This window comes from Vibrio sp. 10N.247.310.98 (assembly GCF_041467395.1).
GTDB lineage: Bacteria > Pseudomonadota > Gammaproteobacteria > Enterobacterales > Vibrionaceae > Vibrio > Vibrio crassostreae_C.
Genome location: NZ_JBFSUL010000037.1, coordinates 35,844 through 47,303, shown reverse-complemented (window position 1 = coordinate 47,303; position 11,460 = coordinate 35,844). Strand labels below are relative to the sequence as shown.

General features: G+C 46.5%; 9 protein-coding genes and 1 pseudogene. All 10 read left to right on the top strand.

The genetic code is table 11. From position 1 onward, the window contains the following. Positions 1-184: 184 nt before the first annotated feature. Positions 185-349: pseudogene (locus AB6E78_RS14915) on the top strand (LysR family transcriptional regulator); the annotation flags it as partial. A 12-nt stretch (positions 350-361) separates the two neighbouring features. Next, complete coding sequence (locus tag AB6E78_RS14910) at positions 362-1,237, top strand: NAD(P)-dependent oxidoreductase (RefSeq protein WP_017070192.1); 876 nt, start codon at positions 362-364, stop codon at positions 1,235-1,237. Between the two features lie 460 nt (positions 1,238-1,697). Further along, positions 1,698-2,378, top strand: coding sequence for a hypothetical protein (locus AB6E78_RS14905; protein ID WP_372112040.1), 681 nt, complete (start codon positions 1,698-1,700; stop codon positions 2,376-2,378). A 66-nt stretch (positions 2,379-2,444) separates the two neighbouring features. Further along, the gene (locus tag AB6E78_RS14900; RefSeq protein WP_372073623.1) at positions 2,445-3,143 is read left to right on the top strand and encodes an ABC transporter ATP-binding protein; all 699 of its coding nucleotides are present in this window, start codon (positions 2,445-2,447) and stop codon (positions 3,141-3,143) included. Next, positions 3,131-4,429: an ABC transporter permease gene (locus AB6E78_RS14895; protein ID WP_372112042.1), complete on the top strand. Its 1,299-nt coding sequence runs from the start codon at positions 3,131-3,133 to the stop codon at positions 4,427-4,429. Before AB6E78_RS14900 ends, AB6E78_RS14895 begins: the two co-directional genes overlap by 13 nt. Next, positions 4,422-5,204 (top strand): outer membrane lipoprotein-sorting protein, encoded by a 783-nt coding sequence (locus AB6E78_RS14890; protein ID WP_372112044.1) that lies wholly within the window; start codon positions 4,422-4,424, stop codon positions 5,202-5,204. The genes AB6E78_RS14895 and AB6E78_RS14890 overlap by 8 nt, the downstream gene beginning before the upstream one ends. 9 nt (positions 5,205-5,213) lie before the next feature. Beyond that, positions 5,214-6,506 (top strand): hypothetical protein, encoded by a 1,293-nt coding sequence (locus AB6E78_RS14885; protein WP_136977940.1) that lies wholly within the window; start codon positions 5,214-5,216, stop codon positions 6,504-6,506. Continuing rightward, positions 6,506-7,540, top strand: coding sequence for a sensor histidine kinase (locus AB6E78_RS14880; RefSeq protein WP_136977939.1), 1,035 nt, complete (start codon positions 6,506-6,508; stop codon positions 7,538-7,540). The genes AB6E78_RS14885 and AB6E78_RS14880 overlap by 1 nt, the downstream gene beginning before the upstream one ends. Before the next feature lie 72 nt (positions 7,541-7,612). Further along, a complete protein-coding gene (locus tag AB6E78_RS14875; protein WP_136977938.1) occupies positions 7,613-8,443 on the top strand; it encodes a LytTR family DNA-binding domain-containing protein in 831 nt (276 codons plus the stop codon). A gap of 239 nt (positions 8,444-8,682) precedes the next feature. Beyond that, a complete protein-coding gene (locus AB6E78_RS14870) occupies positions 8,683-11,451 on the top strand; it encodes a M16 family metallopeptidase (protein ID WP_372133878.1) in 2,769 nt (922 codons plus the stop codon). Positions 11,452-11,460: the final 9 nt, after the last annotated feature.

Sequence of the window (11,460 nt, the reverse complement as noted above, 5' to 3'; positions counted from 1 at the left end):
ACAGCTCTGAAGGATCCTTCAACCGATCGCTTTGGCTTTAACTGATCGGCATTAGAGCCTAGTGCTCGGTTTTTTTATGAACGTTATACCTGATTTTCCTTGATCATCGTTCCATAATGTACGGCTGACAAAGCGTTCTCTGGTCGCGATTTATCGCTGAACTTCATTATATTGTTCGTCTTATCCCGACATGAATCTGATTTAAGTACTCCCTGAGTATCATCGGGGTGATCGCCAAGCGTATTTAGTGTACAAAGAAAGAAAATATCAGCCAAAGGCTTTGACCCTGCTTATTGATGCACTGATTGAGAGTGTTCGATCTTTTCATAGCGATGGTTTGGTCAAATAAAAGGAGAAAGAAATGAAAGTAAGTTTTATCGGGCTAGGCGTTATGGGTTTCCCAATGGCAGGCCATCTAGTCAAAGCCGGTTTTGAAGTAACGGTATTTAACCGCACTCACAGTAAAGCGCTAGACTGGGCTGATAAACACCAAGGTAAAGCGGCAGAATCTGTGGCTGAATGTGTAGCGGAAGCTGACGTGGTATTGGTTTGTGTGGGCAACGATGACGACGTACGCAGCATGACAACCAGCGAAACAGGCGCATTGGCAGCGATGAAGCCAAACGCGATTCTTGTCGATCACACTACAACGTCTGCAGTTCTGTCTGAAGAGCTTGAAGTGGCAGCGAAGCAAGCCGGTATTCGCTTTATGGATGCACCTGTATCTGGTGGCCAAGCGGGCGCAGAAAATGGCGTGCTAACCATCATGTGTGGTGGCGAACAAGCGCTTTTCAACGACCTTCAACCTGTGTTCGAAGCTTACGGTAAGTCGTCAGTTCTTATGGGTAAAGTCGGCCAAGGCCAACGCGCGAAAATGGTTAACCAGATCTGCATTGCAGGAGTGTTGAATGGCTTATCTGAAGGCTTAGTGCTTGCTGAAAAATCAGGTTTGGATATCCCAACTCTGGTTGATTGCCTTAAAAACGGCGCTGCTGGCTCATGGCAGATGGAAAACCGTGCTACCACAATGGCACAAGACAAGTTCGATTTTGGCTTTGCAATTGATTGGATGATCAAAGACTTAGGTTTCTGTCTAGATGAAGCTGAGCGCCAAGGCATCCAGCTTCCACTGACTGAAAAGACCAACAACGCCTACAAGGCACTGTCTGCCGAAGGACAAGGCCGCATGGATACATCAGTATTGATGAAAGCCGTGGTTGAAGAGACAAAGAAGTAGAAAGATCGAAGTAATAGGAACTTCGTTTAGATAACTAAAAATAGCCGCGGATTAGCGGCTATTTTTTTGGTTTGAGCTCTGCCGAGTGTGTTAATCCAAAATAAATCCCCTCCTAGCCTCCCCTTGATTCATATGTAGATCCCTTGCTGATCGTGGAGAGGGGAGGAATAGAACATCGATCGTTAAAAGTGTCGATGTATGTTCAGTGCTAAAGAAAGTTCTCCCCCTCTGCTAAAGATCTAGAGATATTGATGAACCCAGATTGAGGGGGAGTTAGAGGGGGAGGTAACTATGGCTAATTATGCGAATAGTGTTCGTCTAGTTCCTATAAGGTTGAGACCCCACTCACACCGCCTCTCAACCATTCACTCCTTATAATTACCATTCGTCGCATTGGTAAAACTGCACGACAAATTCTAGTTAACCTTTCAACGTCAACATTTGAAAGGGATTAGAAATCATGACTACTTCACACTCATTTAATTCAGGCTCTACAACTTCTGTGCTTAAGCGTTCATTGCTGATTGCTCTTGTTTCGTTTGCACCGTCGTTAGCTTTAGCGAACCCGAGTTCAGACGTGCTCGATATCTACAACCAAGCGGCGCAAGGCAATGAAGACTTGGTTGAGGTGGCTTATGAACGCCTTAATGACACGCTGCAACAAGACGGCGCTACGCCACTGACTTTAGTTTATTTAGGAAGCACAGAAACCCTGATGGGGCGTGATGCGTTCTTACCTTGGAACAAGATGAAGTATGTGGAGAGAGGCTTATCAACCATTGATAAATCACTGGTGCTGCTGAAAGACGAAGACCAACCAATTCATGAACAACCCCGTGTTCAAGGGCTGCCAGATTCTTACCTAACTCGCGCAATGGCCGCGGTGACTTACACCTCGCTACCAGGCATGTTTAACCATTTTGATCGTGGTTATGACCTGTTCCTCGCGTTACTCGCGGAAGATGATTTCCAACAGCAACATTTCGCTGCGACATCGTGGATTTACCGTTACGCCATTACTGCATCGATTCGTGCTGAGGACTTCGAGCAAGCACAGGTGTGGCTTGAAAAGATGGAAAACACCGATGCTGGCAACATCGAGACAATGACGGCGAAAGCCCTAATAGCGAAAGCCAAATAGCGGTTTACTAAAGCTCATTAACAACTGCGAACGCTTAAAAATTATGGGTCAGCGGAGGACAAAGGAATGATTGAATTTAAAGATATCTGCAAAGCATATGTCACGGGCGGTCAACGTGTTGATGCATTAAGCGGGGTCGATGGACATATCCGGCGCGGTGAAATGGTGGCGTTGTGTGGCCCTTCTGGTTCAGGGAAAAGCACACTTTTGAATATTTTGGGTTTGTTGGATATGGACTATCGAGGACAGATCAATATTGATGGCCAACCGTATCCGACTGAGCAAATCGCCGCTGCGCGTTTTCGTCGTCAGTCGCTGGGTTTTGTGTTTCAGCGCTTCAATCTGGTTCCAGTGATGACAGCACTTGAGAACGTGGCCTACCCATTGATGTTGAACCAATGTTCGAAACAAGAACAGCAGACCAGAGCACAAGAGATGTTGGAGCGTGTTGGGCTAGGCGAATATGTACATCATCGCCCAGACAATCTTTCAGGCGGCCAGCAGCAACGTGTCGCGATAGCCAGAGCGCTAATCCACAACCCAAGCTTAGTCATTGCCGATGAGCCGACCGCTAGCTTAGACAGTCACACCGCCAACCTTGTGATCGACATTATGAAAGAGCTCGGCCATGAAATGGGCACCACCTTTATTGTCGCAACGCATGACCCAAGAATGGCGCAGCGTTGTGACCGAGTCATTGAACTTATCGATGGTCAACTGGCACTACAAGCCACAGCAATGGAGGCAATCTCATGGGCAAGTTAACACAAAGAATGAGCACTTTTTTGCTTCCTACCTCGGTGCGTTTGGCGTGGCTTAATTTATTGAGAAACGGTCGCCGTAGTCTGCTTTCGGTATTGATCATCGCAATTGCCGTATTTGCGCTGACCTCGGCTGGAGGTTATGGGCTTTATACCTATGAATCTCTGCGTGAATCGACCGCGCGCGATACTGGTCATCTTACTTTGAGTACGCCGGGATATTTTGAGCAAGATGAAGACATGCCGCTGAGTAATGGTCTAGACAATGTTCAAGCCCTAACCAAGAGCATTATTGGCGACAGCGACGTGCGTGGTGTGCAGCCTAGGGTCTATTTTAGCGGCTTGGTTTCTAACGGCAGCAAATCGACCATTTTTATGGGAACGGGTGTCAATGAGCGTGAGTTCGACATGAAAGGTCCTTTCTTAGATGTGCGCAGCGGTCAGACCCTCTCGGATGTGAAATCGCCAAGATACGACAGCCAAGAGCCACAAGTGATGCTGGGAACTGACCTTGCTCGTAATCTCAAAGTTGCCGTTGGCGATTGGGTGACACTGCTCGCGACTACCAGTGACGGCGCATTGAACGCTTTTGATTTTAAGGTGCAGGGTATTTACTCGACAGGAGTGCCTGAGCTGGATAAGCGTCAGTTATACGTACACATCACCACTGCCCAAGAGCTTTTAGCGTCAGACAAAGTCAGTACCTTGTCGGTGTTTCTATTTGAAACAAGCAAGACCTCGACCGTTCAACAGCGTATCCAAACAGCTTTAGATCGAAATAGTGCGAGCCAAAGCGATCAAGGCACAGAGATCGAGATCACCCCGTGGCAAGATCGCGCGTTTTTCTACACCAAGGTTAAAGATCTTTACGACCGGATCTTCGGCATCATGGGCGCAGTTATGGCATTGGTAGTGTTTGTGTCGTTGTTTAACACCATGACCATGTCGGTGACCGAGCGTACTCGTGAAATTGGCACCTTGTCGGCACTAGGCTGTTACCCGTCTGAAATCGTCGCAGGTTTCTTAAAAGAGGCGGGATTGTTGGCTGTGATTGGCAGCGCGATCGGCGCGTTAGTGAGTGGCTTCGTGTCGGTGTTATTGCTGGTGGTGGATATCCAAATGCCACCACCTCCCGGCAGAACCGAGGGTTACCCACTCAACATTTACTTCTCATTGGAATTAGTTGGTTACGCCACTTTAGGTGTGTTGACGATATGTTTGCTAGCTGCTTATTTTTCTGCTCGCAAAGGCGTGAATAAGCCAATCACGGAGGCGCTGGTTTATGTATAAATTTACTCGTTCACTCACTGTTTTAGGTTCTGTATTGGTTTTGGTTCTAGCATCGACACCAAGCTGGGCAGTCGATTCACAACAAGTCACAGAGATGATCGCCAAGGCGGATAGCTATCGCTTGAACAGCGCACAAGCCTCTAAGGTAGTGTCTCTGGTGGCGCTATATCAAGACGAGCAACTGGACAAAACCCGTGAATACAACGTCTACACAAGACCAAATCGAGAGTCATTAGTGGTCTTTAAATCAGCCGTTGAGGCAGGTCAAAAGATGCTGATGATTGAAGATAACTATTGGCTGTTGATGCCGAAATCTCGTCGACCAATTCGTATTACACCGATGCAAAAGCTATTGGGTGAAGCCTCGGTAGGCGATATTTCAACGCTGACGTGGAGTGAAGATTACCAAGGTGAGTGGGTTGCCGAGCAACAAGTTGAGATGCCGACTGGCGAGACACTCGATACCCATCACTTAAAGCTCGCGGCGAAAACCAAGGGGGCGAGTTACCAGTCGATTGATCTGTGGTTAACAGCAGACCGTGCATTCCCAGTTAAAGCGGATCTGTATCTGCGTTCTGGAAAACTGGCGAAACAAGCTTGGTTTACTGAAGGCGTGCGTGATGGATTACCAACAGTGGTGTCGATGACCTTGCTCGATAAGATTCAGCCGAGTAAGAAAACCGTGATTGAGTACCGCGAGGTGAGTGAACAAGCCTTGGCTGACAAATACTACAACCCTGCTTACTTATCGCGTAACAGCGTGTCTGGGCTGTAGGTGAGCGTCATGAAAGCTTCCAATTGCCGATTCCACATTAAGCCTTTAATCGCTAGCTTTCTTGCATTGTCTTGTGTGAGTAACACGACTCAAGCGGACGATCTGAGCCTAGCGTGGGACTGGCAACTGAGTGCTGAAGCCGTTGAATCGCGAGAGTCGCCATTTAGCCCTTTTGCATCTGATAATCGTCAGTCACTCAATGGTTTGTTGGATCTTGAAGTTGGATATGGCAATTGGCTTGGCCTGTTTGCCGTGAAAGCCAATGATATTTTGACTAATACTCCTCAAGACCAAGACGCGAGCTTTGAATCGGAATTTATTGTGCGAGAGTTGTTTTGGCAAGGTGGTGTCGAGCTGTCGAATTCAGCGTTCGGTGACCACTATCTTGATGTCACGCTTGGCAAGGTTCGTTTGGATTGGGGCGTGGGCTATGGCTATCGACCGTTAGACATCATCAAACCTTATCGCCAAAACCCAGTAGGCATTGTCGCAGAGGAGGGCGCGGGTGTGGCATCGGCGTCACTGTTCGATATGACGGGCGAGTGGACACTGCTTTACAGCGATTCATCATGGACTTCTCAAGACGTGAATGAGTTCGAAAAGCAGAACCAACAACAAGGCGTTGGCTTACGTCGTTACAATCTGATTGGCGACCACGAATATCAATGGGTCGCTTATTACGATGATGTACGCCATGGCTTACTTGGGGCGAGCTTGGTGTCGGTATTAAATCTCGCGTGGGAGTTTCACGGTTCGATGGTTTATCAGCGACAAAGCCTTGGCTACAGCCAGCCTGATTCCATGCTTAAACCTGTGTATCTCGAAGAGCAGGGCGAGGCCTATCAAGCGTTAGCCGGATTAACATGGGCCAATGATACTGGCCACAATGTGGTCTTGGAATACTGGTTTGATAGCCGCGCTTGGAGCAATTCTGAATGGCAAAGTGCCATAGAAAGTGCCGAGTCTTTGTCGGTTAATCCTATGACTGCATCACTGGCTGGTTCTTACGCTCAAGGCTATCAACACGCCAATTTGGTTCAACACAACCTCATGTTTCACTGGTCTTTGGACTCGACACATGGCTGGCTTGAAGATATCACGCCAACATTTGATGTCATGCTATCTCCACAAGACGGTGGCTTTATTGCTACGCAGTGGCTCAATTATCAGGCTTTCGATAATGGCGATTCATCGTTGGAATTGGAACTTGCTGCACGCTTTCTAGGCGGTAAAAGTGATTCTGCTTACGCCAACTTACCGGATAGTCATATGATTCTTTTAAATATCAAAGGACGATTTTAATGAACACTTTTTCAAACAGTAAGTTTCCATGGATTAAAAGCTTTACGCTGACCACTCTGTTTTGTTTCGTTATCGCCATCACCACTCAAACGATTTGGGGCGGCGATCTTGTGGTCAATCTCGCGATAAGCCTTGGTTTTGGCTACAGCGCGGTGGGTTCTTCTTTTATCTTAGTTGAGGTGTTTAAGAGGAAATCAAAGGTGTTTGATGTCGGGATCTCAATGGTGATTGCGATGACCTTTGGTACCTTGAACGCGCACTATTGGTTGAACGGATATTTCGGGGCCAATATCTCGGACCTTAAATCTGTAGTCTTGCTCGGTGTGATCTTCTGTTCGGTTTGCTATTACTATTTCTACACCCGAGAGCAACAACTACGCGCTGATAACGAATTGGAAGTGGCTAAGCGTCGTCAGGCCGATCAAGAAAAGGTCGTGGTGCTGAGTCAGCTTAAGCAACTGCAAAGCCAAATTGAACCGCACTTCTTGTTCAACACACTTGCGACCATCAATGTGTTGATTGAGAGTGATAGCGCGAAAGCCAAGTTGATGCTCGAAAAACTGACTGACTTATTGCGCGTGACTTTGAAAAACAGCCGCACCGAGCAATCGACCATCGCACAAGAGGTCGACTTGTTAGACGCTTATCTTAATATTCAGAAGATACGCTTGGGGGAGCGCTTAGCGTTCTCGATTGAAACACACGAGATTAGCGATTTGCAGGTGATTCCACCGTTCTTGATTCAACCTTTGGTCGAGAATGCACTTACGCACGGTATCGAACCCAAAGCGGCGGGTGGCCAAGTGAATATTCGTATTACTCAACAAGCCGAGCAGCTAAAAATTGAAGTGGCTGATAATGGCGCAGGGCTGAAAACGCCTTCTGCGAATACGGGTCACGGTGTTGGGTTAAGCAATATTCGTCAAAGAATCGAAACCCTTTATGGTGATAAGGCGAGCCTAACGATTACTGAACACGCTGAAGGCGGGGTCGTGTCGACGATCTTGTTACCGCTGACTGATGCAGTTGTCTAGAATTGCAGACCAGAAAGCACAGAACAGTGACGAAAAATAGACGATTTACAGTGTGAATTTAAAGGACTAACCATGAATAACCCAGCAATACAGCCGAGCGTAACGGCGATTATCGCAGACGATGAAGCACTGTTAAGGCATCACTTAGACAAGAGCCTTGCTGAGGTTTGGCCTGAGCTGGAGATCGTCAGTAAGGCACAAAACGGTTTGGAGGCGATGCAAAGTATTCAGCAGCTTAAGCCCGACGTGGCTTTTCTCGATATTCGTATGCCAGAGCTGGATGGAATCTCGCTGGCGAAGCAACTCAACAAGCTAGATTCACCGCCATTGATTGTGTTTATTACGGCTTATGACGAATACGCAGTTAAAGCCTTTGAACACAATGCGATGGATTACCTGCTGAAGCCAATCAATGAAGAGCGCTTACTGGCCACATGTCAGAAGGTGCAAGCGCGTTTGTTAAGCCGTCAAAAACAGCCTGGTGACACCTCAGTACAGCCCGATATCACAGCGTTAATGGCTCAGCTTCAACAGCTATCACAATCGTCTTCCCAACAAAACAAGCACCAGTATCTCACGTGGCTCAAAGCCAGTGTCGGAGAAGACATTCACCTAATCGCCGTCGATGATGTCGCTTACTTCAAAGCAGAAGACAAGTACGTGTCTATATTTAAGAAGGGTCAAGGGGGATCGCTAGAGGAGTATATTCTTCGCGTGTCACTAAAAGAGTTGATAGCGCAACTCAATCCTGATGAGTTTTGGCAGATCCATCGCTCGGTGGTGGTTAAAGTGTCGGCCATTGATAAGGTGAAGAAAGGGCTCTCAGGTCAGATGTCGGCGTATGTGTCAGGGGAAAAGCTACCGATCAGCCGTGCCTCGCAAGCGTTGTTTAAGGGTATGTAGAGAACTGGCTGAAATTTATGTAGCTTATTGATTTTAAATAGATGTAGTTAGCGAGTCTAAAATCGATTTAATAGGCTCTTATCTAAATGCCTATTTAAATGAGCACAGCGATCTTACATAACGATTGGTGGTTTATAAAATAAAGATCTAGATCACAAAGATACTCATCAGGTTCAATATTAAATAATAATCGTTAGCTCAATCTGTATATTGTCGATGAATGACATTAAGAGGTTGTTATGAAAACATATTATTTAGCGACGGCTCTATGCCTCACCTTAGTTGGCTGTAGCTCAACATCAAAAACTACCGAAACGCCAATCCAGCCGGATCCGGCATGGACTTCAGGCCAACTAGAAAATGGCCTTACTTATCATGTTTATCCAGATCATGAAGAATCCGTATCTGTTCGTTTAGTCGTGCACGCCGGTTCGATTCAAGAGACTTCTCAACAAGAAGGCTACGCGCACTTCTTGGAACACATGGCATTCAATGGCAGTAAAAACTTCTCTCAGAACGATGTGATTCGTCTATTCGAAGACGCAGGCGCTAGCTTTGGTGCTGATATTAATGCCTACACTTCTTATGAAGAGACGGTCTACCAGTTAGATTTGCCAGATAACATCCAATTGCAGTCTGCTTTGACGTGGATGCGTGACATTGGTGATGGCCTGGATCTATCAAGTTCAGAAGTCGAAAAAGAAAAAGGCGTGGTTCTTGGTGAGTTCCGTATGGCTCGCCTCGATGATAAGTCATTCGGAGATATATATTATGATTACTTCGTTGAAGGCGGCCCGTACGAATCGCAAGATGCATTAGGGACTAAATCGTCGATCGTGAATGCTACTCCTCAAGGCATCACCAACTTTTATCAGACTTGGTATCAACCTCAAATAGTTGAGCTGGTCGTTTCTGGTGATGTGGACATCAAAACTGTGATTCCACTTATTGAAGAAAAGTTTTCTAGCTGGGAGCGTGGCGATACGCCGAGACCAGAGAAACAGAAAACGACCTCATTCAATGAAGATGATTATGTTGAGTACGCAGGAAGAGAAGCGCCAAGCATCACTCTGACGTTTAACCGCGGTTCAAATATAGTTGAAAATCATGCTCAGCAGAATCAACGCAGGTTAGATGAAACCGCTCAGCAATTGATTCAACGACGATTAGAAGCGGTGTTCAATGATGCCGCGTTCCCGACTCAATGGATTGCATCTGATAGTTATCGAATGGGCGCTTTTTACTATTCGTCAATAAGTGTTGGGTTTCCGGCTGGAGACCGTGAAGTTATCCAACAAGATCTGCTTTCTACATTGGCATCATTGCGTGATTTTGGTGTTTCGGAAACGGATATTGCTGGCGAACTGTACTACTACCAAGACTTGCTGGATAACATCGAGCATAACTGGGATAAAATGGACAGTGTTGAACACGCGAATTACAAAGTGAGTGCGTTAGTCAATGATCGAATAGTCCAATCACAGAAAGATTATCAAGCAAGCTTGGAAGCTTTCATCGCTAACTTGAGCCTTGAAGTGATTAACGACAACATCAAGAATCTACTTTCTGATGATTACTTTATTGTTATTGGGATGGATGACTCCGAAGACAGAACCGCGATCATCAACTCTCTCGATAGTTTAAAAGCCACGTATAGCGAGGCGGGAGTTGCGCCGCTTGCGATTGGAACAGCCAGCGCTTTTGCTGTACCTAGCTCGCAAGGCGAGGTTGTACTTGCTGAACAAATGTCTATTGACCCATACATCCAAAAGTGGACGTTAAGCAATGGCATCGACATGTGGTACCTGCGTGATTATGAGGCAGGTGATGATGTTGGGGTGATGTACATGAGCCTCGGCGGAAAAGCCGCTTTGGATCCGAGCTTGTACCCAGCTGTTGAGGTTGCGTTACCTACCTTCGCTCGAAGTGGTGTCGGTGAGTTTACGGGCTCTGAGCTTTTAGCGTACTTTGATCGTGAAAATATTAGCGCCGATTCTTTCATTGGTAATACTCGTCATGGTATTGAATTTAATATCAATAAAGACGGACTTAAAGATACGTTTGCTGCGCTTTATACCTTCATAACTGCGCCTAAAATTGTTCCCGAGCAGTTAGAGGCAGTGAAACAGGAGTTTGTACAAGGTCAAGAATCTTTCTTGAGCAGCCCTGTCGGTCAGTTTGAGCGCGCAAGAAACCAGAATATCTATCGTCAAGACAGTGGCCACCTCTTTGTTGATAAAGAACGTGTTGAAGCGGTTTCTGTGGAAGACGTCGCTAATCTTCATCAGCAATTGTTTGGTCAAATGAGGCATAACCAATTGGTGATCGTGGGTGACATCGACCCAAGTGAATTAAAGCCTTTGGTTGAGCAATACTTGGCTTCGATTCCATTAGAAAAAGCTGAGGTTCCTGAATTTAAGGTGGCTTACAAGCAGCCATCTGAATCACGCATTGATTTAGCGATCAACAATGTGAATAGTGCAGAGTACATCCTACGAGTTATCTCTGAGCCTAGCGTTGAAGTTAAAATGTCGGCAAAAGATGTTTTCATGGAAGACTTGCTGCAGCGCTTGCTGGCGACTCGTTTAGATACCTATATTCGTGAAGAGTTGAGCTTAGATTACTCGCCATATGCGTATTCAGCATCCGCAGATAGTGAGCTGAGTGGTGAGTGGGTTATCGGGGCGATGGTAGCGCCGGAGAACGTTGACCAAGTCGAAGTGGCGATCGATAAAGTGATTGCAGACCTTTTACAAGGCGTCTCTGAAAAGGAAATGCACGCAGTCGTGAAACAGTTTGAAGCGGACTTCACGCCTCTCGAGACGAGCTCTATTGACCAAGCATGGTATCTGTCTCGTTATTTACTTCATGGTTACGATATCGAAGCTTTGTCTCAAGTTGAGCGAGTGGCGAGGTCGATTACTGCGGAAGACATGAATCAACTTGTCCAACGCATCTTTGGTGAAGATAGCCGTAAGGTTAAGAACATCATGCGTCCTAAAGCCTAAAGCCTAAAG

Excerpts from the sequence above, each read along its gene's own strand:
- AB6E78_RS14910 (WP_017070192.1), top strand. The coding sequence starts at position 362 with ATGAAAGTAAGTTTTATCGGGCTAGGCGTTATGGGTTTCCCAATGGCA.
- AB6E78_RS14905 (WP_372112040.1), top strand. The coding sequence starts at position 1,698 with ATGACTACTTCACACTCATTTAATTCAGGCTCTACAACTTCTGTGCTT.
- AB6E78_RS14900 (WP_372073623.1), top strand. The coding sequence starts at position 2,445 with ATGATTGAATTTAAAGATATCTGCAAAGCATATGTCACGGGCGGTCAA.
- AB6E78_RS14895 (WP_372112042.1), top strand. The coding sequence starts at position 3,131 with ATGGGCAAGTTAACACAAAGAATGAGCACTTTTTTGCTTCCTACCTCG.
- AB6E78_RS14890 (WP_372112044.1), top strand. The coding sequence starts at position 4,422 with ATGTATAAATTTACTCGTTCACTCACTGTTTTAGGTTCTGTATTGGTT.
- AB6E78_RS14885 (WP_136977940.1), top strand. The coding sequence starts at position 5,214 with ATGAAAGCTTCCAATTGCCGATTCCACATTAAGCCTTTAATCGCTAGC.
- AB6E78_RS14880 (WP_136977939.1), top strand. The coding sequence starts at position 6,506 with ATGAACACTTTTTCAAACAGTAAGTTTCCATGGATTAAAAGCTTTACG.
- AB6E78_RS14875 (WP_136977938.1), top strand. The coding sequence starts at position 7,613 with ATGAATAACCCAGCAATACAGCCGAGCGTAACGGCGATTATCGCAGAC.
- AB6E78_RS14870 (WP_372133878.1), top strand. The coding sequence starts at position 8,683 with ATGAAAACATATTATTTAGCGACGGCTCTATGCCTCACCTTAGTTGGC.